The sequence below is a fragment of the Pseudomonas sp. BNK-15 genome (assembly GCF_047456105.1).
Lineage (GTDB): Bacteria > Pseudomonadota > Gammaproteobacteria > Pseudomonadales > Pseudomonadaceae > Aquipseudomonas > Aquipseudomonas putida_E.
This window is the reverse complement of record NZ_CP179898.1, coordinates 4768746-4791001: the sequence shown is the minus strand read 5'-3', so window position 1 is coordinate 4791001 and position 22256 is coordinate 4768746. Positions and strand designations below refer to the sequence as shown.

Annotated in this window: 25 protein-coding genes; 12 read left to right on the top strand and 13 right to left on the bottom strand. The window is 60.6% G+C overall.

Annotated elements, in window-relative coordinates; translation table 11 throughout:
• Positions 1-39: 39 nt before the first annotated feature.
• Genes ACMGF5_RS21960 through ligD form a run of 5 tightly spaced genes read right to left on the bottom strand, consistent with a single transcriptional unit; the run spans position 40 to position 5602 of the window.
• Positions 40-705: a glycosyltransferase gene (locus ACMGF5_RS21960; RefSeq protein WP_119689044.1), complete on the bottom strand. Its 666-nt coding sequence runs from the start codon at positions 703-705 to the stop codon at positions 40-42.
• Positions 702-1301: a class I SAM-dependent methyltransferase gene (locus ACMGF5_RS21955; RefSeq protein WP_125924140.1), complete on the bottom strand. Its 600-nt coding sequence runs from the start codon at positions 1299-1301 to the stop codon at positions 702-704. The genes ACMGF5_RS21960 and ACMGF5_RS21955 overlap by 4 nt, the downstream gene beginning before the upstream one ends.
• Positions 1302-1311: 10 nt before the next feature.
• A complete protein-coding gene (locus ACMGF5_RS21950; protein ID WP_414157208.1) occupies positions 1312-2067 on the bottom strand; it encodes a PIG-L deacetylase family protein in 756 nt (251 codons plus the stop codon).
• Positions 2064-3107: an acyl-CoA dehydrogenase gene (locus ACMGF5_RS21945; protein ID WP_414157207.1), complete on the bottom strand. Its 1044-nt coding sequence runs from the start codon at positions 3105-3107 to the stop codon at positions 2064-2066. Before ACMGF5_RS21945 ends, ACMGF5_RS21950 begins: the two co-directional genes overlap by 4 nt.
• Positions 3104-5602, bottom strand: a complete 2499-nt coding sequence (ligD, locus tag ACMGF5_RS21940; RefSeq protein WP_414157206.1) for a DNA ligase D — start codon at positions 5600-5602, stop codon at positions 3104-3106. The genes ACMGF5_RS21945 and ligD overlap by 4 nt, the downstream gene beginning before the upstream one ends.
• Positions 5603-5753: 151 nt before the next feature.
• On the opposite strand from ligD, the gene ACMGF5_RS21935 reads away from it, so the two are divergent.
• Both ACMGF5_RS21935 and ACMGF5_RS21930 read left to right on the top strand, forming a co-directional pair.
• Positions 5754-6206, top strand: a complete 453-nt coding sequence (locus ACMGF5_RS21935) for a phosphotransferase system, HPr-related protein (RefSeq protein ID WP_367903783.1) — start codon at positions 5754-5756, stop codon at positions 6204-6206.
• Complete coding sequence (locus ACMGF5_RS21930) at positions 6203-6439, top strand: metallothionein (protein ID WP_414157205.1); 237 nt, start codon at positions 6203-6205, stop codon at positions 6437-6439. Before ACMGF5_RS21935 ends, ACMGF5_RS21930 begins: the two co-directional genes overlap by 4 nt.
• An 83-nt stretch (positions 6440-6522) precedes the next feature.
• Here ACMGF5_RS21930 and ACMGF5_RS21925 read toward each other — a convergent pair whose 3' ends face one another.
• Genes ACMGF5_RS21925 through ACMGF5_RS21905 form a run of 5 tightly spaced genes read right to left on the bottom strand, consistent with a single transcriptional unit; the run spans position 6523 to position 10838 of the window.
• The gene (locus ACMGF5_RS21925; protein ID WP_046786208.1) at positions 6523-6951 is read right to left on the bottom strand and encodes a hypothetical protein; all 429 of its coding nucleotides are present in this window, start codon (positions 6949-6951) and stop codon (positions 6523-6525) included.
• 29 nt (positions 6952-6980) lie between these two features.
• Positions 6981-7940 carry a lysylphosphatidylglycerol synthase domain-containing protein gene (locus ACMGF5_RS21920; protein WP_414157204.1) on the bottom strand — a complete coding sequence of 320 codons (960 nt, stop codon included), beginning with the start codon at positions 7938-7940 and terminating at the stop codon, positions 6981-6983.
• On the bottom strand, positions 7940-9142 hold the full coding sequence (gene clsB, locus ACMGF5_RS21915) for a cardiolipin synthase ClsB (RefSeq protein WP_174141196.1): 1203 nt from the start codon (positions 9140-9142) through the stop codon (positions 7940-7942). Before clsB ends, ACMGF5_RS21920 begins: the two co-directional genes overlap by 1 nt.
• Positions 9139-9924, bottom strand: coding sequence for an endonuclease/exonuclease/phosphatase family protein (locus ACMGF5_RS21910; RefSeq protein WP_204917970.1), 786 nt, complete (start codon positions 9922-9924; stop codon positions 9139-9141). Before ACMGF5_RS21910 ends, clsB begins: the two co-directional genes overlap by 4 nt.
• Positions 9921-10838, bottom strand: a complete 918-nt coding sequence (locus ACMGF5_RS21905; protein ID WP_196996323.1) for a DUF72 domain-containing protein — start codon at positions 10836-10838, stop codon at positions 9921-9923. Before ACMGF5_RS21905 ends, ACMGF5_RS21910 begins: the two co-directional genes overlap by 4 nt.
• Positions 10839-11046: 208 nt before the next feature.
• Between ACMGF5_RS21905 and ACMGF5_RS21900 the strand changes: the two genes are divergently transcribed.
• From ACMGF5_RS21900 to ACMGF5_RS21885, 4 genes are all read left to right on the top strand, one after another.
• The gene (locus tag ACMGF5_RS21900) at positions 11047-11598 is read left to right on the top strand and encodes an ATP-dependent Clp protease proteolytic subunit (RefSeq protein WP_046786213.1); all 552 of its coding nucleotides are present in this window, start codon (positions 11047-11049) and stop codon (positions 11596-11598) included.
• A gap of 170 nt (positions 11599-11768) precedes the next feature.
• Entirely contained in the window at positions 11769-11981 is a 213-nt protein-coding gene (locus ACMGF5_RS21895) for a general stress protein (protein ID WP_046786214.1), read from the top strand.
• A 60-nt stretch (positions 11982-12041) separates the two neighbouring features.
• Positions 12042-13232, top strand: a complete 1191-nt coding sequence (locus ACMGF5_RS21890; protein ID WP_119687026.1) for a zinc-dependent alcohol dehydrogenase — start codon at positions 12042-12044, stop codon at positions 13230-13232.
• 102 nt (positions 13233-13334) lie between these two features.
• The gene (locus tag ACMGF5_RS21885) at positions 13335-13604 is read left to right on the top strand and encodes a DUF6555 family protein (RefSeq protein ID WP_115274798.1); all 270 of its coding nucleotides are present in this window, start codon (positions 13335-13337) and stop codon (positions 13602-13604) included.
• A 35-nt stretch (positions 13605-13639) separates the two neighbouring features.
• Here the strand turns inward: ACMGF5_RS21885 and ACMGF5_RS21880 are convergent, their stop codons facing one another.
• Complete coding sequence (locus ACMGF5_RS21880; protein ID WP_187306350.1) at positions 13640-13810, bottom strand: hypothetical protein; 171 nt, start codon at positions 13808-13810, stop codon at positions 13640-13642.
• A 260-nt stretch (positions 13811-14070) separates the two neighbouring features.
• The gene (locus ACMGF5_RS21875; protein WP_204917966.1) at positions 14071-14403 is read right to left on the bottom strand and encodes a potassium channel family protein; all 333 of its coding nucleotides are present in this window, start codon (positions 14401-14403) and stop codon (positions 14071-14073) included.
• Positions 14404-14758: 355 nt separating this feature from the next.
• On the opposite strand from ACMGF5_RS21875, the gene ACMGF5_RS21870 reads away from it, so the two are divergent.
• Positions 14759-15103 (top strand): hypothetical protein, encoded by a 345-nt coding sequence (locus tag ACMGF5_RS21870; RefSeq protein ID WP_115274799.1) that lies wholly within the window; start codon positions 14759-14761, stop codon positions 15101-15103.
• 339 nt (positions 15104-15442) lie between these two features.
• On the opposite strand, the gene ACMGF5_RS21865 is transcribed toward ACMGF5_RS21870, so the two are convergent.
• Positions 15443-16327, bottom strand: a complete 885-nt coding sequence (locus ACMGF5_RS21865) for a LysR substrate-binding domain-containing protein (RefSeq protein ID WP_012314469.1) — start codon at positions 16325-16327, stop codon at positions 15443-15445.
• Between the two features lie 150 nt (positions 16328-16477).
• On the opposite strand from ACMGF5_RS21865, the gene ACMGF5_RS21860 reads away from it, so the two are divergent.
• Genes ACMGF5_RS21860 through ACMGF5_RS21840 form a run of 5 tightly spaced genes read left to right on the top strand, consistent with a single transcriptional unit; the run spans position 16478 to position 22243 of the window.
• Positions 16478-17335 carry a transketolase gene (locus ACMGF5_RS21860; RefSeq protein WP_046786304.1) on the top strand — a complete coding sequence of 286 codons (858 nt, stop codon included), beginning with the start codon at positions 16478-16480 and terminating at the stop codon, positions 17333-17335.
• Positions 17332-18333, top strand: a complete 1002-nt coding sequence (locus ACMGF5_RS21855) for a transketolase family protein (RefSeq protein ID WP_115274892.1) — start codon at positions 17332-17334, stop codon at positions 18331-18333. The genes ACMGF5_RS21860 and ACMGF5_RS21855 overlap by 4 nt, the downstream gene beginning before the upstream one ends.
• A 58-nt stretch (positions 18334-18391) precedes the next feature.
• A complete protein-coding gene (locus ACMGF5_RS21850) occupies positions 18392-19765 on the top strand; it encodes an MFS transporter (protein ID WP_346640671.1) in 1374 nt (457 codons plus the stop codon).
• 31 nt (positions 19766-19796) lie between these two features.
• Positions 19797-20201 (top strand): glucose dehydrogenase, encoded by a 405-nt coding sequence (locus tag ACMGF5_RS21845; protein WP_052750433.1) that lies wholly within the window; start codon positions 19797-19799, stop codon positions 20199-20201.
• A gap of 11 nt (positions 20202-20212) precedes the next feature.
• On the top strand, positions 20213-22243 hold the full coding sequence (locus ACMGF5_RS21840; RefSeq protein WP_119689029.1) for a pyrroloquinoline quinone-dependent dehydrogenase: 2031 nt from the start codon (positions 20213-20215) through the stop codon (positions 22241-22243).
• Positions 22244-22256: the final 13 nt, after the last annotated feature.

Sequence of the window (22256 nt, the reverse complement as noted above, 5' to 3'; positions counted from 1 at the left end):
CGCGGTACTCGATCTCGATAACACTGATACACCATGCCATCACCCGTCCAGACGAACCTGCAGACCCGCCAGAAAATCCCCAAACCCTTCCCGAGCCCGGCTGTCGCGTCGACTGCTGGTTGCCACACTGTGTTTGGCTGTCCATACGATCTGTGCGCCGCTAGCCTCCAGGTCACGCACCAGTTGCACGTCCTCATGCGCCGCCAGCGGTTGAAAGCCCCCCACACGCTCATAAGCGCGGGCACAGACACCCAGGTTGGCACCATGAATATGCCGATGGCCCTCACATGTCTGATAACCGCTGCGGTACAGCTTGCGTAGCGCAGCGCGTTGCCAGGGCTGCCAGTGCTCGATATGCACCGTGCCACAGACCACCTCTGCACTGCAGGCCAGTTGCCAGAGCAGCCAGTGCGAGGGCACCTGGCTATCGGCATCGGTACAGGCCAGCCAGCGGGCGCCACGGTCCAGCATCAGCGCCGCGCCTAGGCGGCGGGCCATGCCGACACTGCCAGCCTCCACCGCCAGCGTGCGCACACCGAAACGCTTGGCCACAGCGGCACTGGCATCACGACAACGGTCCAGCACCACCAATACCTCGACCTGATGGCCTGCCTGCCTGGCCAAGGCCACCGCCGCTGCCATGGCCTTGAGGCAGCGGCCCAGGCGACGCGCTTCGTTATGGGCGGGAATGACGACAGCAATCATGGGCATGTCTCGTCCAGGTCGACCACGCTGGGCTGGCATGACCAGTATTCCAACAGGAAATCCGCCTCTTCATGGCGAAACACCGGGTATAACGGCACGTGCTTGGCCAACAACTGATGCACTTCACGTCCATCCTGTGGGCACCCAGCAATCGGGTGGCGCCAGTGGCAGGCCAACAGCCCGCCGTCATAGGTCAGGCTCGCTACCGACTGCTCGATCACCTGCAACCAGTCGGTAGCGTTCAGGTAGTAACCCACTTCACTGAGCACGATCAGGTCGAAGCTGCCACCAGGCCAGTCCGCCGGCAAGCGCCCAGCGACGACGGTAGCATTGGGCAACCCCGCCAGGCGCTGGCGAGCCAGTGCCACTGCCTTAGGGTCAAGGTCATGGCACAGCAACTCGGCACAGCGCTCCGCCAACGCGGCGCTCAGCTCGCCATTGGCGCAGGCGGGTTCGAACACCCGCTGGTAGCACTGGCGTGGCAGGCTGGCCATCAGCAGGTCGCGCTTGCGGCGCTCGTACCAACGGGTGCGAAACGCCCAGGGGTCGTCATTGTTGGCATACAGGTCGGCGAAATATTGCGCATCGGGGCTCATGACAACTCCTTTACAGGAACACCAGTTCGAAGGGTTGCAGCAGGCAATCGAGCAGGTGGGCGGGCAGTACCGGCGCACGCCCCTGGTCGGGCTCCAGCTGGCTGTGATACGCCGCCAAGGCCAGACGCTTGCGCGCAACCCGTGTTTCATCCAGCGCAATGCGATGCGCCCGCGACCAGGGCAGGCGCGGGTCGTCAGGCTGAGCCCAATGCCAGGCCCACACGGGCACTTCCACCAATTGCACCTGGCGCGCCAGGGCGGCTTGCGCTGCCGCCCGGCCAAGCGCTTCGTGGTCGCAGTGGCCGTCGCCGCGCCAGGTCGTCATCAGCACGTCATCCGGCTCGAGCAGTTGGTTAAGGTGATTGAGCAGAAACGCTTCGTCTCGTGGCAGCGCACCGTCTTTGAGGTGCAGGCGCCGCCAGTCCAGCCGGTTGAGGTCCAGGTCCAGCTGTTGCAGGGCGTGCCGGCTTTCAAGTGGCCGTTGGCGGCGCAGGCGGTGTTCGGTCCAGGTCGCGGATTCAGGGTGGCTCCCTTCACCATCGGTAGCGGAAATCAGCAGCACGTCCTGCTCGCGGCCGTGCAGCCCTGCCAACAGTCCGCCGGCCATGAGGATTTCGTCATCGGGGTGCGGAGCCAGCAATACCAAGCGCCGGCCTGCGGGTAGCAACTGGTCCGGCGTGATCCAGCTCGCCCGCGCCAGGTGTGCAGACTGCTGCCACGCGGCCCACGGCCTGCCTTCACTGGCCTTGATCAGGTTCTCACTCATAGTTGCCAGGCTCCTGCCGGCACCTGGGCCAGCTGTTGGCCAAGTTCGGCCAGGTCGCGTTCAGCATGGCTTTGGCGCATGAAGACCGGGAGGTCGGCGCTTAGCCGTGCAAAATGGCTGCTGCGACAGAACGGCGTTGCGCCCAACGCACGCCCCACATGGTGGATCACCTGCTCCACAGCATGCTCTACCTGGGCACGCACACGGCGTACCTCAAAGCTGGCGTCGGCGCTGGGCTGGCGATCTATCCACGCAGCACATTCACGCAGTGCTGCACGGGCACCGTACAAAGCCGCATCCACTGCCCCCAGGTGCGCCTGGGCGTGCGGATCGGGGCGTGCTTTGCGGCAACGTTCACGTAAATAATCGGCCAGCGCCTCTGCGGCGCCGTACCAGCAGGCAGCGATCCCCGCACCGCCGTGCCAGAAACCGGGGCGTGAAAGGTACTGCCCTGGCTGGCCTACGGCGATCCCAGGCGAACCCTCAAAGGTGATTTCAATGCTGGCGGTCGTGGCCATACCCACTGCTTGCCAGTGATCGACCTGCAAGCCCTGGGTGGGGTGGGCCAGTTCGATCGCCACCAGTTGCGGCTGGTCATCTTCAGCCCAAGCGGTGATCAGCGCACGGTCGATCTGCAAGGCACCTGAGCACCAGGCCTTGCTACCGGCAAGGTGCACCTGGTCGCCGTCACGGGCAATGATTCGCGCCCGCGCTTCAGGGGGCTCTGCGGCCCACACGCCCCATACAGCATCCCCCACCAGGTGAGCAGCGCCGCATTCAGCCAGAATCGCCAGCGCGTCGGTATGGCCTTCGTACACTTTGGCCAGTGCAAGGTCGCAGCCGGCAATGCGCGCCAAGGTCTGCCAACGCTGCAAGGTATGCCCTTGGCCCGGCAGCGGGAGCAGGTCGAGATGGTCCGCCAACAGCGCCTGCATCAGTTGCGAAAGCTTGGTGTCCAGGTTCAAAGGCTGCGGGCGCTCGCTGAACGTACGCAACAGGCTGTCGAGTGTGTTCAGGTCAAAATCCTGAATGATGCTCATGTCATCCCCATCTGTTTGCGCATGCGCGCTGTGATCGACTGTCGGGTTTTGCCCATGTCCGCCCACGGGTCATCGACCTCGGCCAAGCGTTCGTGCAGGTTGCCGATGTGCCACTGGTTGGCGCCCTTGAGCTGGCCGAGTTCTTCGCGCCAGACCGGCACCGACACCGGCAGGCCTTCCCGGGCACGCAGGGAGTAAGCGCAGGCAGTGGTCGCACCTTTACCGTTGCGCAGGTAATCGATGAAGATCCGCCCAACCCGGTTCTTTGGCCCGGACACCGCGCTGAGCCGGTCGGGGAACAGCTTGGCCAGGTAATTGACTACGGCATGGCTGAAGTCTTTCACCTCGTCCCACCCCGCACGGCGGGTCAATGGCACCACCAAGTGCATGCCTTTGCCGCCGCTGGTCTTGAGGAACACTTTGAGGCCCAGTTCGTCGAGCAGCGTGAGGGCGAGCTGAGTGGCTTCGAGCATGGCCTTCCAGGGCAGTGCCGGGTCCGGGTCAAGGTCGAGCACAAAACGGTCGGGCTTGTCGAAGTCCTTGTCGGTGGCATTCCAGGTGTGCAGCTCGAGCATGTTCATCTGCACGGCACCGAGCAACGTATCAGGGCGATTGATGACCATCGCCGCCTGGCCGGCTTCGGCCTTGTCGTAACTGAGCACATTGGCGATATGCAACTGGCCGGCGTTCTTCTGGAAGAACAGCTCGCCATCGAGGCCTTCCGGCGCCCTTACCAGCGCCACCGGGCGGTCCTTGAGTTGCGGCAGGATCCACTGACTGACGCCTGCGTAGTATTCGGCAATCTGGCGCTTGGTGGCGCCAATGCTGGCGTCGATGATGCGCTCCGGATGCGTCAGGCGCAGGTCGCCCAGGCCTTCTGTAGCTTTGGCACGCTTGGCTTTGGGCACGGTCTTGGCAGGCATGGCACGCTCCAGGTCGATGGCGCTGGCAGGTTTATCGTCGCGCAGCCCATGGAAGACCGAATGGCGAACCACGCCGTCCCGGGTCATTTGCGCATACGCAACTTCTGCCATCAGTTTCGGCTTGAGCCAATGAACTCCTCGGGCTTCAGCTCCGGTGGGTGGCCGGGGCAGGGCGGGTTTGCCGATTTCCAGGGGTTTGAGGCGCGCATGGATACTGTCGAGTGTGGTGGCGCTGAAGCCGGTCCCGACCTTGCCGGCATAACGGAGCTCACCGGTGTCCGGGTCATGCAGGGCGAGCAACAGGGCACCGAAGCCGCTGCGGCTCCCCTTGGGGTCGGTGAACCCGACGATGACGAACTCCTGGCGCTGTTTGCACTTGAGCTTGATCCAGTCCGCGCTGCGCCGGCCCGTATAGGGACTACCGGCGCGCTTGCCGATCAACCCTTCGAGCTGCAGGCGGCAGGCGCTGTCGAGCAGCGACTCCACCGGTTGCTCGAAGTCGGCAGAAAACTCCAGAACCTCGGACTGGTCATGCTCAAGCAGTTCACCCAATGCTTTGCGCCGGTCTTCCAGGGGCCGCTCGCGCAGGTCCTGGCCACCCAGGAAAAGAAGGTCAAACAGGTAATAGACGATCCGCTCGTCGTGGGCGGTGTCGAAGGCATTCTGTAACGCCTGGAAGTCGGCCACCCCGTCCTCGCCGTTGACGACCATCTCGCCATCAAGCCAGGCGCTGTCCAGGCCTAAAGCGCGAAGCGCAGCCACTTGCCTTGGCATTTTGTGGCTCCAGTCATGGCCGTTGCGGGTGAACAGCCGCACGTCGTCGCCTTCAATACGAGCGAGCACGCGATAACCGTCGAACTTGACTTCATAGCGCCAGTCCCCAGCGGGGGGTGAATCGACCAGCGTCGCAAGCTGCGGTTGCAGTTGCCCGGGCAAGGTCGCTTTCTTGCCCGCGCCGGCCCGCTTGCGCTTGGGCGGTTGCACAGGTTTGGCGCTGGCACTGCTTCGCGGCACCAGCGTGCGATCGCTGATCACGCTGTCAGGCTGAGCTTCAACGATGCTGTAGTCGGCCTCGCTGCGTGCCTGAGCATCGTGGGACTTGACCAGCATCCACTGCTCTTTCTTGCCTGCCATGCGGGTGCGGAACAGGTTCCACACGCCGCTCAGCTTCTCCCCTTGCAAGCGAAAGCGCAGCTTGCCCTTGGCATAGGCCTGGTTTGCGTCACCCTCTGGCTCCCAGATGCCACGGTCCCAGACGATCACATCGCCGGCGCCATAGTGACCCTGCGGGATATTGCCTTCGAAATCGGCGTAGTCGAGCGGGTGATCCTCTACGTGCACCGCCAGACGTCGCACCTTGGGGTCCAGGGAGGGCCCTTTAGGGATGGCCCAGCTTTTCAGCGTACCGTTCAGTTCCAGACGGAAGTCGTAATGCAGGTGGCTGGCGTCGTGCTTCTGAATGCAGAACTGCAGGGCATGATTACGTTTTGCACGGCCGCGCTTGCCACTGGGCTCGGGTGTGGCATTGAAGTCGCGCTTGCGCTCATATTCCTGCAGGGGCTTGGCCGTCATCTAAGGCTCCCAGGGGTCGCGGTCTCTCATTTGGGAGGCAGCGGGCCGGGCGGTAGTTCAAAAAATCGATTGCACGCTGGCGGGCGAAAAAACTCTGAATTTTCCAGGGCCACTCACAGTCGACCGGACACACCCCTGATGGAGAGCCCAAATGAGCCGACCCGATGATCGCCACCCCTATACCCCCAGCGAAATCGATGACACCGAGGACCGCATGGGCAGCGTGCACGAGCTGGACTTCAACGACCGCCCCGAGGGGCGCATAGGGGATGAACGCCCGGCGGCTGAAGTAGCGAAGGAGTTCCCTGCGCGGCGCGTCGCAGAAGGCGGCATGACCGGCGGTGAGACACTGACGGACAGCGTGCAGGAAGACAACGTCACCGACGATGACCTTAGCCCCGGCACCCTGCTGGATGAAACTGGCGCGCGCGACCCTTACGAACCGGGCGATGACGACGGCCCAGCGGACGAGAGCCTGCGTGAGGTCGATGAGCAGGAGATCGGTGGTGGCATTGGCCTGGACGAAGCTGAGCTGGCACGGTCCGCTCCGCTGGACGGTGAACCCTGGACTGATGAAGTGGTTGATAACGAGCCGAGGAAATGACCACGAATGAGCGACGATGTGCGTGTGCGAACTGTTCTTGCACGGTGGACGAGAATGCCCGCATGCAGAATGACAAAGCCTATTGCTGTGAGGCTTGTGCATCAGGGCACCGCAATGGTGAGCCGTGCCGCATGACTGATTGCAAGTGCGGTGAAGCGGCTCAGCCCGATGAAAACAAGGTCGACAATGCCCTGGATGAAACCTTCCCGGCCAGCGACCCGATTTCCCCCTGACCCTTTGAACAGCTTGATATCTGCTGCAGCACGCGCCCCGGGAGCTGGCAATGCCGGCTCCCGGGGCGCGGCAGGCCTGGGCCTCAATGCGTCTGCCAGATCCCGTTATTGCGCTCGCAGTCGGTACGGGCCTGGCCGAGGCTGGGAGTGTCGTAGTAATACGTGATTACCTGAGCGTCCTTGGGCAGCGTCGGGCGTGTGGAGGGCTCGTCGCGCCCTGCCGATTTCGGGTTGGCAAGGGTCTCCTGGGTCAACGGCGCGATGCAGCTGCCCACACTGCCATCGGCGCAGCGCGGGACCTTGTGCTTCTCGGTGCTGAGCATCTCCTTGCTCTCATTGCTGCACGACCAATTGATCGCTTCAGCCGGCATGTTGCTGTAGCTGTAGCAGGTCCGGCCTTCTACTGGCTTGACCGCTTCACTGGCGGAGCGGGTCATCACCTCGCACGCGTCGGCCAGTACCTGCGTGCTGGCCAGGCTGCCCAGCACCACCATCAGCAGAGATAAACGCATGTGCCACCTCCCGGGCCTTGGGCCCGTGTTCAGGTCTTGCGTAATGTCGCTTCACCGCGTTGGCGCATAGCGCGGGCGCGTTTTTCCAGTATCAGGTAGGTAATCACCGCCAGCAGCAACGGGATCAGGTAGTAAAGGGTGCGGTAGCCCAGCAGCGCCGCCACCAGGCTGCCCTGGCCCAGTTGGCCGTGCAGCAGCGCAAGAAACACGGCTTCGAGCACACCCAGCCCGGCCGGAATGTGGGCGACGACTCCAGCCACGCAACTGATCAGCAAGATGCCGAGAATAGAGGGGTAGAACAGGTCACCGGGCAGCAGCCAGTAAATCAGTGCTGCCATCAATGCCCAGTTGCTGGCCCCCAGCGCCACCTGGCACAGCGCCAGGCGCAGCGAGGGCAGGGTGATTTCATGCTCGCGCACCCGCCATGTACGACGCTTGGCAAAACCGCAGGCCAGCAGATAGGCCAGTGCCACACCCAGCAGCAGAAAACCGATCATCTGCAGCCCGGTTACGCCCACTGCCCAGTTTTCCGGCAACTTGACCAGGCGCAGGGCGAACACCGTACCGGCAAGCAGCATGTAGCCCATCCAGTTGGTCAGCAGCCCCAGGGTCAGGATCTTGGTGATGGTCCCCGTGTCCAGGCTCAGCCGTCCGTATAACCGGTAACGCAAGGCAACGCCGCCGACCCAGGTGGTGAAGTTCAGGTTGAAGGCATAGCAGACGAAGGCCACCGGCAGCACTTGCCGCGCTGGCAGGTGGTGGCCGGTATAGGCGCGGGCCAGCAGGTCGTAGCCGGCGAATGTCAGGTAGCTGCACAGCGCCAGGCCCAAGCCGATGATCAGGGTGCTTGGCTTGTAGGCGACCAGTGACTGGCGAACCTCATTCCAGTCAAGGTTGCGCGCCAGCATGTACAGCAGCGCCGGTATCAGCACGATGAACAGCAGGGTCAGCAGGCGCTTGCCCCAGGTATGCCAGGCTTTGTGCTTCATCAGGTATTGCCCTCGTGAAGGTCGCCCTGGGCCTGCGCTTCAGGCTGGACAGATTTCAGGCGTTGGCGGTGCGCCGGGAACCAGCCGGCAATGCGCGGAAAGTAGCGGGTCAGGTGAAAGCCGATGAAAATCAGCGGCGCCCGCCACCAGTAGCCGCGGATCATCCGCTCCAGCGTCACCGCCTTGCATTGGTCACTGGCAAGCGAGGCCAAGTGTTGGTACAGGTGCTGGTTGAACGCCCGATCACGTATCAGCAGGTTGGCCTCAAGGTTGAACGACAGGCTCAGCGGGTCGAGGTTGCTGGAGCCCACTGTCGACCATTCATCGTCCACCAACGCCACTTTGCCGTGCAGAGGGCGCTGGCAGTATTCGTGAATATGCACGCCGTCGCGCAACAGGTAGTTGTACAACAGTCTTGACAGCGCACGTACCCAGCGCATGTCCGGCTGGCCCTGCAGGATCAGGGTTACCTGCACACCACGGCGCGCTGCATTGCGTAACTCGCGCAACAGGCGGTAACCGGGGAAGAAATAAGCATTGGCAACCACGATGCGCTGACGGGCAGTACGCACGGCCTGCAGGTAACAGGCCTCGATATCGCTACGGTGGCGCGTGTTGTCCCGCTCGACCAGCACGGCGCTTACTTGGCCTGCGGGCTGGGTGAGCGGCTGTACCTGACTGGGCGGTTCGAGGACCGGGGCCATCAGCCGTCGGCTGGAAGCGTGCACCTGCGCGACCACCGGGCCACGAACCTCCACCGCGTAGTCCTGCTTGGCCATCGGGCCATAATCGCCCAGGTGATCGGCGCTGTAGTTGATCCCGCCAACGAATGCCCGTTCGCCATCCACCACCACGATCTTGCGGTGCAGGCGGCGGAACAGGTTGGTCCGCATGCCGGCTACCCGTGGTTGCGGGTCGAAGGCGTGAAACCGCACACCCGCTTCGGTCATCGCCGAAATGAAGGCATCCGGCAGATCGGCTGTGCCGTAACCATCCACCGCCAGTTCCACCCGCACGCCGCGGCGCGCCGCATCGATCAGCACCCGTTGCAGCTGCTGGCCGACCTTGTCGTCGAAGATGATGAACGTTTCAAGCAGGATTTCTTCGCGCGCCTGAGCCATGGCCTCGAACACGCGGGGGTAAAAGCCTTCGCCATTGATCAACAGCTCGACACTGTTGCCATCCACCCAAGGTTTGTTCACAGGTTGATCTCCGCAGCCAATGGGGCATGGTCAGACAAATGCGACCAGGGATAATGGGACAACACTTGCGCCTTGCCCGGTTTGGCATTGCGCAAGTAGATACGGTCCAGCCGCAGCAGCGGCAGGCGCGCGGGGAAACTGCGGGCCGGGCTACCAAAGTGCTCACCGAACGCTTCTACCAGGCGTTGCGAGAGCACAGCGTCGGCCTTCAAGCGCCAGTCGTTGAAGTCCCCGGCGACAATCACCGGTGCATCGGCGGGCAAGCTGTCGAGCAAGTCGAACAGCAGGCTTACCTGGCGCTGCCGATGGGCTTCACGCAACCCTAGATGCACGCAGACTGCATGAACCGATTCGTGGCCCGGCACCTCCAGGCGACAGTGCAGCAAGCCGCGCTGTTCGTTGCCATGGATCGATACATCGAGGTTGCGGTGCTCGGCGATAGGGAATTTCGAGAGCAGCGCGTTGCCATGATCGCCATGCGGGTAAATGGCATTGCGGCCATAGGCGAACTGCGGCCACATGCTGTCGGCGAGAAATTCATACTGCGGGGTTTCGGGCCACGCGGGATGGTGCACGGCATGGTGCTCATGGCTGCCGTGCACCTCCTGCAGGAACACAAGATCGGCATCGGTGGCTCGAACCGCCTCGCGCAACTCGGGCAGGATGAAACGCCGGTTCAGCGCGGTGAAGCCTTTGTGCACGTTGATCGTCAATACATTGAGACGATGTACCGCGGTGGCCTGGTCGATGATGCTGGCGGGTGTTTGCAGTGTCTTGTTCACAATTGCACCTGCGGTGTCACACCCGGTTCTGTCACCAAGTGGCCGTTCAGATCCAGTTTGTCCAGAAGACGGCGTGCGTCGTAAGGTGCATGTACCTTCTGGTCGTTGTCGAAATAGCAATACACATCCCGTGACGCACGCCGGGGTGGCGGCTGATCGACTATCAGGTGGGCATCGTTCGGCTGGTCGCCGCGACTCCAGCATTCGATCCGCTGCTTCCAGCGGCGCAAGGCGCGGGCGGTATACCCGCTGCTGTAAAGCTCGACATCCCCGTGCAGACGCAGGTAGACGAAATCAGCGGTTACATCCTCGACAGAGGGCCACTTTCCCGCGCTGTCGGCGACTACTAGCGCCACCCGGTACTTGCGCAGCATGCGCACGAACGCCTCGCACAAAAAGCTCTCATTACGAATCTCTACTGCGTGGCGCATACGTGCATTGCCTTCGATGGCAGTGCCGCCATTACCCCGTAAACGCTCAGCGCAGTTGCGGGCACAGGCGTGCGCCGCCTCGCGGTCGTGAGGTAATAGCGCGAGGAACCGCTCGAAACGATCCTCATCGAATTTCATGTTCGGCGGGAACTGCCACAGAATCGGCCCCAGCTTGTCCCCCAGCAACAAAAGGCCCGATGCAAAGAAATTCGCCAGCGGCTCTTCGATGTCATTGAGGCGCCGGCCATGCGTGATATAGCGGGGCCCTTTGACTGAAAAGACGAAGTCTTCCGGCGTATCGTCCCGCCAGCGCTCATAGCGTTCCGGTGTCTGCAGGCTGTAGAACGACCCGTTTATTTCTATGCTGTTGACGGCGCGCGAGGCAAATGCCAATTCATCGTCCTGCCGCAGGCCCTTGGGGTAGAAGTCCTTGCGCCAGGGGCCATAGCGCCATCCGGATATGCCGATGCGGATCTCGCTCACACTGTGGTCCTCATTGCTGTCCCTTCATTAGCGACACGCAGCGATCACAAACGGTTCAGGATGGTTGACCAGTGGTGGCTGGCTCTGTCCTGGGAACTTTGCACCCGCGCACGTTTCCACCGAAAAGCAGACCTGACGAATACGTTGCGATGGCGCAATGGGAGGCTTGTTCGGCACACGGGAATGACCCGCTAACCTGGAGGCAAACATGGCCCGACACATCATTCACTTCACCGGCCCGATCAACTCATCCACCTGCGGCAACCTGATCAGTACCTGCTCCAAGGTGATGCAGCAGGGGGGCGATGTGCTTCAGTTGAACATCGCCACGATGGGCGGCGAATGCAGCTATGGGTTTACCTTGTACAACTTCCTGCGTGCCTTGCCTGTACCTGTGCACACGCACAACCTCGGCACCGTCGAATCGATGGGCAACATCCTGTTTCTGGCGGGCGAGCACCGTACCGCCTGCGCCATGAGCAAGTTCCTGTTTCACCCGTTTCACTGGACCCTGCATGGCGCAGTGGACCATGCGCGCATGGCCGAGTATGCGATGAGCCTGGATTATGATTTGCGGCTGTATGCCCAGATCGTCACTGAAAGAACCGCTGGCAGCGCCGAAGCACTGGACGTTCAACGCTACCTGATGGCTTATCCGCGAATACTGGATCCTCAGGAGGCACTGAAGAGCGGCCTGATCCATGCCATCGATGAAATGCCGATCGAGGCGCAAGTGACACAGTGGAGTGTGCATGCGTAAGGCTCGCAGCACCGGCAAGAAGGGAGCGCGCAAACATTTCTCCGGGCGGTGTTTCGTGCCACCGGTCGCCTGCCCGCGATTGAATTGAGCATTCCTGCGCATCGGCGGTTCGGAAAAAGGGCATGGCAAAGATTCATGCGTCCAACCATTCCATCGCAAGGAGAAACGACATGGCTCGTGATCAAGAGCGGACTGGACAACGTGGCGGCACCAAGGAAACCAACCCCGGCAATTTTGCCAATGACCGTGAACGGGCCTCCCGTGCAGGCCAGAAGGGCGGGCAGGCGTCGGGCGGCAACTTTGCCAATGATAGAGAGCGCGCCTCGCAAGCTGGCCGCAAGGGCGGGCAGAACAGCCATGGTGGAGGCCGCCAGCCGAATTGAACAGTCGCGTTAGCCGAGGCCTGTCGGCCTCGTCCGATGTCCTCTTAGGGAGACTCAAGCATGCGCGCATTGACCTATCACGGCGCTGGCGATGTCCGTGTCGACAACGTGCCAGAACCGGACCTGCAGGAAGATGACGATATCCTTCTGCGTGTGACCGCCACGGCCATCTGCGGCTCGGACTTGCACCTTTATCGTGGCAAGATCCCTTTGGTCGAGACGGGCGATATACTCGGCCACGAGTTCATGGGGATCGTCGAAGACGTTGGTAGCGCAGTGACAGCCGTACGCCCCGGTGACCGGGTGGTGATCCCGTTCGTGATCGCGTGCGGCGGCTGCTTCTTCTGCCAGCACCAGCTGTTCGCGGCCTGTGAAACCACCAATACGGGCCACGGGGCGATTCTCAACAAGAAAGTCATCCCGCCGGGTGCAGCCTTGTTCGGCTACAGCCACCTGTATGGTGGGGTGCCAGGTGGCCAGGCCGACTACGTACGCGTTCCCAAAGGCAACACCGGGCCGTTCAAGGTACCGGGGCACCTGGCCGATGATCAGCTGCTGTTCCTTTCCGATATCCTGCCCACCGCCTGGCAGGCGGTGCTCAACGCAGAGGTCGGACAGGGCGCTTCGCTGGCCATCTATGGCGCAGGGCCGGTCGGGCTGCTGTCGGCGGCCTGTGCAAGAATGCTGGGGGTAGAGCAGATTTTCATGGTCGATGAGTGCGGCTATCGCCTGGATTATGCTCATCAGGCCTACGGCGTAATTCCTATCGACTTTGCCCACGACGACGATCCTGCCGACACCATCATTCGCCAGACGCGCGGCATGCGGGGCGTCGATGCAGTGATCGATGCCGTGGGCTTCGAAGCCAAAGGCAGCACCACCGAAACCGTGCTGACGGCCCTGAAACTCGAAGGTAGCAGCGGCAAGGCGTTACGCCAGAGCATCGCTGCGGTTCGCCGTGGTGGCGTGGTAAGCGTGCCGGGGGTCTATGCCGGTTTCATTCACGGCTTCCTGTTCGGCGACGCCTTCGACAAGGGCCTGACTTTCCGCATGGGCCAGACGCATGTCCATCGCTACCTGCCGGAGTTGCTCGAACACATCGAGGCAGGCCGGCTCAACCCGCAAGCGATCATCACTCACCGGCTGGCGCTGGAAGATGCCGCGCGAGGCTACGAACTGTTCGATGAGCAGCAGGAGCGCTGCCGCAAGGTGATCCTGGTACCTGGCGCTGCACTCGAACCGTTGCCTTGAGGGGAGTGGTGTGGGGTGAATTGTTGGACAATTATTTTGAATCTTTCCTGGCGGGCATCACTCAATGAATGAGTCATCCATGGAGAAGAGGAGGGCCCCGTGATGCCTAACCCCCAGCTGTACATCATTGACTACCAACTGCGTGGCGAACCACGCAGTTTCATCATCCGCATGGAGCGGATGGACAACACCGAAGCCTGGCACTGGGCCAGTTGTGATGCGGGTATTGGCATCATTCCCAAGTTCGGTCGCGAAAAAATCAAGAAAGTCAGCAGGCCAATGGCTGAGCGCTATGGGATTACCGCAGTGAGTTGGCGGCTGTCCGGGGGAAAACCCAACCAGCCGATCAGTGACTCTGCGATTAGCAGTTGAGGGGAAAGGAGCGGGCTTTTGCCCGCTCCCTAAGGTCAAGCGCCTGACTCGGGATCGCTTGCTGGTACGCCTGGACGATTTTCCTCATTGTCGGTGACATTCGGGTCAGCATCCGGGTCGTCCACCCGATCGTCAGGCTGGCCCGGATCCAGCTCAGGCCAGTCATCCTGGACATTACCGCCACCCATTTTCATTAGTTGGTTCATCACGGTTCTCCTTGGCGTCAGATGCAGTTTGGAGTGTGATTGAGCTACGGATGATCAGCCTGCGTCCTGAAAATACCGACCAATGGGTCATTGCCCATGGGCGCGACCTGGCTTGTTGGCTGCGGCGCAATTGCCGGTGCAATCAAAACCATGCTGTTGGGGGGATCGCGGCTTGAGGGCCAAAGGCGAGGAGGGCGCTTGAGCCTGCCGGACCAAGAGCGGCTGGCTGACTGCTGTGAAAGTCGGCCGGGCAACGGCCGTTAGTGAATGCCTTGATCTTCCAGTGCTTTGCGCAACGCATGGACGCCCACCGCAACGATTAATCCAGTCATTACGATGCCAGCCATTCCGATCACAACAGCCAGGCTACGAGCCAACCCATCTTTAGGTACCAAGTCACCATACCCAATCGTCAAACCTGTCACGAAGGAAAAATACAGGCCATCTCCCAAGGGCCAGCCTTCCCGCATCCCAACAACCCAGCCGAGCAGGGCCATGAATATCAGTAACAGCGAGACGATTGGCCAGACGATGGCCAGTCCGCGCCAGAACTCACGGACGAAGTTGCGCCTAAGGTCCTTCATTGCTCGCATGGCATAAGTTCCTTGGAGAGTGCAGGCGGATGCTTGACAGGGAGTTTGGCACAACTTTCATCGCGCACTGGAGCAAACAGGTCGGGCAGGCGCTTTACAATCCTCCCTCAGCCCCTTTTTATAACTAAACTAAATGAATATTTAGTGTAGTTATAACTTTAAAGAATATCGTAAAGGGTAGGCGCCGTGCAAATCAGGCCTGGCCACCACCTGATTAAGGTCAATCAGTTGGGCGATCTACTCCGACTATGCAATGATTGATGGTTATCACACACCCAAGGTAATTGAAACAACGCCCATTAGGTAAATGGAAGTTGATGGCCCGGGAAAGCGGCCACCTTATGGAGATCAAGGAATGAGCACCACCGCACATCGATTAACACACCTCGGGCAGCGTTGCCTGCTGGTGGCCGCTGGGATAGCTATCTGGTTGCCGCTCGGTGTAGCCAGCTTATTTACTATTTTGCTGGGCCACGAAAAATCGTTATCAGCGGGTATGGCGTTTGCGAATGTATGGTTCATGACTGCGCAAGCTGAACTGATCGCGATCGTCCTTTTGCTGGTTTATGCCGGATGGGCCAGGCCGTGGAAATCCAAGGGGCCTACATACGACACCTTCATTGTGCATAGCTGCGCTGCGGGGCTGATTGTGTTGGGCGGATCTATGTTCTTTCTATCATTGATTGGTGGTGGTAGATAACGCCGTGACGTGCACGATCAGTTGAAGCGCTTCATGCCGTGCCGCACGGATGTTGCAAACATTGGTCGTGGATTTCGTCCAGGTTTACGGGAATTTGGTTACCAGCGGCGAGCCGGGGCCGTGCACCTGGCTACAATTCTGGCCACCACGGGCCCGGAAGCTCCATACGAAGATGCGCATAATGCATATTATGTTAAATCGTGTATGTTCGCTCTTCGCTTGCTGACCCCTCACCGGAAGTTTTCATTACCACTCACGGTGCACACCCGCTTAGCATTGGCGCGGACAGCAGATGCTCACCGCAAGATCGATGAAGAAGACTTCGCCTGCCCCTCCTCTTCACTGCACAGCCAACTCCTTGAACAGCCATTGCTTGAACTGAGTCACTGCATGCGGTTGTCGATGCCGCCGAGGATGCACGAGATAATGGCCAACGTAGCGAACGCTGTTGCTGACATGCCGAAGCGGGCTGACCAGCTGACCGCTGGCCAGCTCCTGCTCAGCTAACAAGTCAGATTCGAGCACCACCCCCAGGCCGCCAGCCGCCGCTGAAATACTCATGGAGCTTCGATCGAACGCCAAGCCGTAGCTTTTCGGTGGCTGCATGCCGTTGGCCGCGAACCAGCCTTTCCACTGCACTGACTGCCCGTCGCTCTGGATCAGGAACAGCGAATACAAGTCCTGCGGTGAACGAAGATGCCTGGCAACCTCAGGGCTGCACAGCGGCGTCAGCTCTTCGATCCGCAGCGGGGTCTTTTCGTGTGACGAAGGCCTGGGCTCGCCGTAAACGATATCCAGGTCGAAATCATCGTTGTCGAACCGCGCGTAGTCAGTACTGGCGGATATGCGCAGGTCGATGCCGGGATGACCGTGCAGGAAGCCCGCCAGGCGAGGAACCAACCACTGACTGGCGAACGTCGGCGCAACGTGAAGGCGCAGCGGCACTGCGGGCTCATTGGTCGCAATCGCCAACCCACGGCTCATCTCCTCGAAGCCCCGTTGAACATGATCCAGCAGCATGGAGCCCTCAGACGTCAGCGCCGTGTGACGCGTACTGCGGGTGAACAGCGATACCCCTGCTGCAACTTCCAGTTTGCGTATTGCATGGCTGACTGCGCTTGAGGAGAGATCCAGTTCTTTCGCTGCCTCCACGAAAGAGCATGTACGCCCCGCCGCTTCGAAAACCCTCAGGGCTGAGAGAGGTACCTTTTTAAAGATCTTCATTGATGAATCCAAATCATTGACTGGCGAATTTAAACCTTTTGTCGAGCCTTTATTTTTACATGATCATCTCGGGGTAACTCAATTCGGCTGGTTACTGATGAATTCGCTGCGTCAGTAGCCCCGGATCGCTGGTCACCAATGGAGAATAATATGACCGAGAGTCGCAATGAGCACTTTGCCCGGATGTCGACCCATGCCTGGCGAATCCGACGTTTCGCCCTGCGCATGGGTGAAGTACAGGGCCAAGGTTATGTCGGCCAGGCGCTGGGCTGGGCCGACGTACTGGCTGTTGCCTACTGCCACGCCATGAACATCCGCGCAGATCAACCTGAATGGGAAGGCCGTGACCGTTTCCTGCTTTCCCATGGGCACTACGCGATCGCGCTGTATGCCGCCCTGCTGGAAGCCGGGGTTCTGCCGGAAGATGAGCTGGAAACCTATGGCTGCGACGACAGCCGCTTGCCAATGTCCGGCATGGCCACCTACACACCCGGCATGGAAATTTCTGGCGGCTCCCTCGGCCAGGGGTTGGCCATTGCCGTCGGCCAGGCGCTGGGCCTGCGCTTAAAGGGCAACGCTGCGTTCGTCTACAACTCAATGTCCGATGGCGAACTGGACGAGGGTGCGGTATGGGAGGCAGCCATGTCGGCCTCGCATCACAAGCTGGGTAACCTCATCAACCTGGTGGACATCAACCGCCAGCAAGCGGACGGCCCGTCCCACGACATCCTCCAGTTCGAGCCGCTTATCGACAAATGGGCGGCGTTCGGTTGGCACGTGCAACGTGTCGACGGTAATGACTTGCGGGCCGTGATCTCTGCCTTCGATATCGCACGGGCGGTACCCGGTGATAAACCTCGGGTGATTCTCTTCGACACCCTGATGGGTAAGGGCGTGCCCTTCCTGGAGCAGCGTGACAAGAACCACTTCATCCGGGTCGAGCCCGAAGAGTGGCAGCAAGCACTTGCCAACCTCGACGAGATCTACGCGACCCGGAGCCCACAATGACCAACGCTTGCGCTGCAAAACCGAAACTCACCACCTCGTCCATGATCGCCTCCATCGCCACTGAAGGGCAGCGTACTACCCCTGCCCCGTTCGGCCATGCTTTGGTGAAGGCAGGCCAGAAGAATCCACGCGTCGTGGGCATGACAGCAGATCTTGCCAAATACACTGACATGCATATCTTTGCGCAGCGCTACCCGGAGCGCTTCCTGCAGATGGGTATGGCTGAACAGCTGCTCATGGCTGCTGCGGGCGGTATGGCCAAGGAGGGCTTTGTACCTTTCGCCACCACTTATGCGGTGTTTGCCACCCGTCGCGCCTATGACTTCATCCACCAGGTGATCGCAGAAGAAAATCTGAACGTGAAGATCTGCGCGGCCCTGCCGGGGCTCACGACTGGTTATGGCCCAAGTCACCAGGCCACGGAAGACCTGGCGATGATGCGAGCCATTCCTCAGATGATGGTTATTGACCCATGTGATGCGCTGGAAACTGAACAGTGCGTTGCCGCAATAGCCGAGCACGATGGCCCTGTCTACATGCGCCTCCCCCGCGGGCGCGTACCGCTGATACTCGACGAATACGACTACAAATTTGAGCTCGGCAAAGCCCGTTTGCTACGAGACGGCAATGATGTGCTGATCATTTCCTCGGGCCTTATGACCATGCGTGCCCTGGAAGTCGCTGATGAACTGATCAAGAGCAAGATCGGCACAGCTGTCCTGCACGTGCCGACAATCAAGCCACTCGATGTCCAGGCCATCATTGAACAATGCCGTCGTGAAGGCCGGTTGGTGGTGATTGCGGAAAACCACACGCAGATTGGCGGCCTGGGTGAAGCCATCGCCATGACCTTGCTGCAAGCCCGTGTGCAACCGGAAGTTCGCCATGTGGCGCTGCCAGATCAGTTCCTCGATGCCGGGGCGTTGCCAACGCTGCATGACCGCTACGGCATATCCAAAGACGTCATGGTTGCAAACATTCAGCGTTGGCTGGCCTGACGGCACGCTCGTGTAGTGCGACCCCCGCTCACTTCGCGATAGACGCTGCCCGAGTGAAGTGAGTGGCCCTTCGAGCTGGAAACCACTCTTTTCTTCCCTGGATCGTCCCAATAACTACAAGGTGATGGCGATGCAAAAAGACAACCATTTTCTTAAGAAAAAACGCGTATGGATCTACGCGTTTCTCTTCACTTTGACATTGATCAACTATGTCGACCGCGTTTCGCTCTCGGTGGCGTCCAAAGTTCTCAAGGAAGAATTCGATATCTCGCCGGTCGCAATGGGCTATCTGTTCTCGTCCTTCGTCTGGCTGTACTTTCTTGCACTCATTCCCATGGGGTATCTCGTAGGCAGGTTCGGCCCGAAAAAGGTCAATGGCTACGGCATCGGCGTCTGGTCGGTGGCCACAGCCTGCACGGCATTGTCGACGGGTTTCATCTCGTTACTCAGTTGCCGGCTCATCATGGGTATGGGCGAAGCGACTACCTACCCCGCTGGCGCCCGGGTCATTCGTGAATGGATGCCGCTCAATGAACGTGGTTTGGCCACCGCTGTATTCCATAGCGGTAGCCTGGTCGGCCCTGCCATCGGCGCCATCGGTTTTGGCTGGTTGATCAGCGCCTTCGGATGGCGCATCGCCTTCGTCGTTGCCGGTGCATTGGGCTTCATCTGGTTGGCGGCTTGGTTGAAATGGTACAGCCACCCGTCAAAAGCGCCTTGGTTGGACGATGTCGAGCGCGCTGAAATCGCCGAGGGTGGCACGCGATCCGCTGATGGTCCGGAAAAATCGGTATCGCTGGGCCTCAAGGGCTTAGCCCGTTCGAGCAGCATGTGGGCAATCGCGCTCTCGCACGGCTGTGCCGTCTACGCGACCTACTTCTTTCTCACCTGGCTGCCGAGCTACCTGCAGGCCGAGAAAGGCCTGACGGTTATGTCGAGTGGCCTTTATACCGCCATCCCATACCTGGGCGCGGCCATCCTTGCCATCGTCATTGGCCGCCTGAGTGACAAGGCCATGCGCCCCGGCGCTGCCGAGACGGGCCAACGCCGCCTGGTAGTGGCCAGCGTGTTGCTCGCATCCTCGGTGATCTTCCTGGTACCGGCGATCGACAGCACCTGGGCCATTCTTTTTGTGATCACGCTGTCATTGGCGACGTGCGCTTCTGCGATCTCGTTGAACCTCTCACTGGTGAACGATCTGGTGCGCTCGGAAGACGATGTTGGCACCGCCGCGGGCTTCATCACTGCCGTCGGCAATCTCTTTGGCCTGCTGGCTCCGATCGTGACCGGCTACGTGGTGGCGGGTTCGGGGAGCTTTGCCCTGGCTTTCGTAGTGGTAGGCGCGCTGTTGGTTGTTGGCGCCGTCCTGTCGATGTTCTGTACCCGTCGCCCGATCGGGATAGCCACGCCTGGTCGACAGGCCATGGCTTGAATTACTTGTAAATGAAGGAAGCAGTAGCGTCATGAATCAACGTAGTAGCGTGTCCCCCAGCAAGCTCCAGGCGCAGCCTGACTTACGTACCGGCAGTAAATGGCGCCTGGCAATTGCTCTGCTGGCGTTGACCCTTGGAGTATTTGGCCTGGCTCTGTTCGGGGGTGGGGTCTGGCTGATCGCGCTAGGTGGCAGCTGGTATTACGGCCTGACAGGTGCAGGTTGTGTACTGAGCGCCATCCTTATATGGCGTCAACGCCGCAGCGCCCTTTACCTGTTTGCTCTCATATGGGTATTGACGGTGATCTGGGCGCTTTGGGAAGTCGGCCTCAACTGGTGGGGCCTGGTGCCACGCCTGGTGGCCATGACCGTCATCCTGTTTTTGATCCTGATCGTATCTCCGGCGCTACGCCGCACTACCCGCACTGCTGCGTAACGAGGTTAGTAATGTTCACATCCGTCAAATACGGGGGCGCCCTCGCCCTCGCGATTTCTTGCGCGCTCCAGATGCAGTTCGCGAAGGCTCAGGAAATTCCCCAGGTCGGAAGCGACTGGCCATTCTACGGGGGCGATCATAACGCCCAGCGCTTCAGCCCCCTCAAGCAGATCACTCCAGAGAACGTCGGTCGCCTGGAGCGTGCGTTCGTGTACCACACCCGGGATCTACCGAATCCTGGGAGCCGTTATTCTCCTGAAACTACGCCAGTTAAGGTCGGCAACGATCTGCTGATGTGCTCTGCCAAAAACATCCTGATTTCGATCAATGCGGCAACCGGTAAAGAGAATTGGCGTCACGATCCGGGCGTACCGGATCAGGCCATTCCTCACGCGGCAGCCTGCCGGGGCGTGGCGGTGTATACCGCACCGCAGCTACCCGAAACGGCTCAGTGCCGCAGCCGAGTGGTTGAGGCCACCCTGGATGCCCGGCTGGTAGCAGTCGACCTCGGCACCGGTGAGCCCTGCAAGGACTTTGGCCAGAACGGCACTGTCGATCTCTGGGAAGGTTTGGGCAAAAAGGTTCCTGGCTGGTACGCGGTGACCGCGCCGCCGACCATCGTGAACGGTGTCGTAGTCACCGGCGCGCAGATCCGTGATGGTCAGGATGAGGATGCTCCATCGGGCGTGATTCGTGGCTACGATGCGGTCACCGGCAAAATGGCTTGGGCGTGGGACCTGGGTAACCCGGACAATGTCCATGGCCCTGCCGAAGGCAGCACTTACACCCGCGGCACGCCGAACATGTGGACGGCGGCGGTGGGCGATGAGCAGCTCGGTTATGTCTATCTGCCGATCAGCAACTCCTCGATCGATTATTACGGCTCCAACCGCAGTGAGGCCGAGAACAAATATTCGACCTCGCTGGTGGCCGTGGACGTGAAGACCGGCAAGGACGTCTGGCACTTCCAGACCATCCGGCACGATGTGTGGGATTATGATCTGGGCAGCCAGCCGACGATGCTTGATTACCCAGGCAAAGACGGTAAGCCGGTACCCGCGGTGTTGCTGCCGACCAAGCAAGGTGACATCTACATCCTGGATCGTGCCACCGGCGAGCCGCTGATTCCGATCGGTGAGGTCAAGGCGCCTAAAGGGGGATCGGTGGAGCCGGCGTTTTTGGCTGATACCCAGCCTACCTCCGAATGGCACACCCTGCGCAAGGCACCGAAAACAGAAGCGGACATGTGGGGCTTCTCGCCGCTTGACCAACTGATGTGCCGTATCCAGTTCCGTCAGGCCAACTACGAGGGCTACCTGACCCCACCGTCAGTGGATCGTCCCTGGATTCAGTACCCCGGCTACAACGGGGGGTCGGATTGGGGGTCGGTAGCCATTGACCCGGTACGCCGACTGCTGATTGCCAACTACAACGACATTCCTAACCTGAACCAGCTGATACCGCGCGAGCAGGCCGACAAGATGGGGCTCAAACCCATCTACGCGCCGAAGCCCGATGAAACCGCCTTGAACAAAGCAGGCAGCAAGTCAGGCAAAGGCGAAGGCGGTGCCTCGACCTACCCGCAAGTCAACGCCCCATACGCGATCAGCGTGAATGCGGGTTGGCGCAACTGGGGTACCGGCGTCCCATGCTCGGCACCGCCCTATGGTGGAATCCGCGCAATCAGCCTCGACACAGGCAAGACCGTTTGGGACGAGCCGCTGGGTACCGCGCGCCGCAACGGGCCATTCGGCATCCCATCGCATTTGCCGCTGAACATCGGCTTGCCGAACAACGGCGGAACTGTGGTGACTGCGGGTGGATTGACGTTCGTCGGGGCGGCAACCGATAACCTGTTCCGTGCCATTGATACTACGACCGGTGAGGTGCTGTGGGAGGACGTGCTGACGGTGGGTGCCCAGGCAAACCCGATTTCCTATGAAGTCGACGGTGAGCAGTATGTCCTTGTCTCTGCTTCCGGGCATGCCTTCATGGAAACCGGAACCAGCGACGAAATCATCGCATACAAGCTGCGCAAGTAATCGCCAAGGCGGG

Excerpts from the sequence above, each read along its gene's own strand:
- ACMGF5_RS21960 (WP_119689044.1), bottom strand. The coding sequence starts at position 705 with ATGATTGCTGTCGTCATTCCCGCCCATAACGAAGCGCGTCGCCTGGGC.
- ACMGF5_RS21955 (WP_125924140.1), bottom strand. The coding sequence starts at position 1,301 with ATGAGCCCCGATGCGCAATATTTCGCCGACCTGTATGCCAACAATGAC.
- ACMGF5_RS21950 (WP_414157208.1), bottom strand. The coding sequence starts at position 2,067 with ATGAGTGAGAACCTGATCAAGGCCAGTGAAGGCAGGCCGTGGGCCGCG.
- ACMGF5_RS21945 (WP_414157207.1), bottom strand. The coding sequence starts at position 3,107 with ATGAGCATCATTCAGGATTTTGACCTGAACACACTCGACAGCCTGTTG.
- ligD (WP_414157206.1), bottom strand. The coding sequence starts at position 5,602 with ATGACGGCCAAGCCCCTGCAGGAATATGAGCGCAAGCGCGACTTCAAT.
- ACMGF5_RS21935 (WP_367903783.1), top strand. The coding sequence starts at position 5,754 with ATGAGCCGACCCGATGATCGCCACCCCTATACCCCCAGCGAAATCGAT.
- ACMGF5_RS21930 (WP_414157205.1), top strand. The coding sequence starts at position 6,203 with ATGACCACGAATGAGCGACGATGTGCGTGTGCGAACTGTTCTTGCACG.
- ACMGF5_RS21925 (WP_046786208.1), bottom strand. The coding sequence starts at position 6,951 with ATGCGTTTATCTCTGCTGATGGTGGTGCTGGGCAGCCTGGCCAGCACG.
- ACMGF5_RS21920 (WP_414157204.1), bottom strand. The coding sequence starts at position 7,940 with ATGAAGCACAAAGCCTGGCATACCTGGGGCAAGCGCCTGCTGACCCTG.
- ACMGF5_RS21900 (WP_046786213.1), top strand. The coding sequence starts at position 11,047 with ATGGCCCGACACATCATTCACTTCACCGGCCCGATCAACTCATCCACC.
- ACMGF5_RS21895 (WP_046786214.1), top strand. The coding sequence starts at position 11,769 with ATGGCTCGTGATCAAGAGCGGACTGGACAACGTGGCGGCACCAAGGAA.
- ACMGF5_RS21890 (WP_119687026.1), top strand. The coding sequence starts at position 12,042 with ATGCGCGCATTGACCTATCACGGCGCTGGCGATGTCCGTGTCGACAAC.
- ACMGF5_RS21885 (WP_115274798.1), top strand. The coding sequence starts at position 13,335 with ATGCCTAACCCCCAGCTGTACATCATTGACTACCAACTGCGTGGCGAA.
- ACMGF5_RS21880 (WP_187306350.1), bottom strand. The coding sequence starts at position 13,810 with ATGAACCAACTAATGAAAATGGGTGGCGGTAATGTCCAGGATGACTGG.
- ACMGF5_RS21875 (WP_204917966.1), bottom strand. The coding sequence starts at position 14,403 with ATGCGAGCAATGAAGGACCTTAGGCGCAACTTCGTCCGTGAGTTCTGG.
- ACMGF5_RS21870 (WP_115274799.1), top strand. The coding sequence starts at position 14,759 with ATGAGCACCACCGCACATCGATTAACACACCTCGGGCAGCGTTGCCTG.
- ACMGF5_RS21865 (WP_012314469.1), bottom strand. The coding sequence starts at position 16,327 with ATGAAGATCTTTAAAAAGGTACCTCTCTCAGCCCTGAGGGTTTTCGAA.
- ACMGF5_RS21860 (WP_046786304.1), top strand. The coding sequence starts at position 16,478 with ATGACCGAGAGTCGCAATGAGCACTTTGCCCGGATGTCGACCCATGCC.
- ACMGF5_RS21855 (WP_115274892.1), top strand. The coding sequence starts at position 17,332 with ATGACCAACGCTTGCGCTGCAAAACCGAAACTCACCACCTCGTCCATG.
- ACMGF5_RS21845 (WP_052750433.1), top strand. The coding sequence starts at position 19,797 with ATGAATCAACGTAGTAGCGTGTCCCCCAGCAAGCTCCAGGCGCAGCCT.
- ACMGF5_RS21840 (WP_119689029.1), top strand. The coding sequence starts at position 20,213 with ATGTTCACATCCGTCAAATACGGGGGCGCCCTCGCCCTCGCGATTTCT.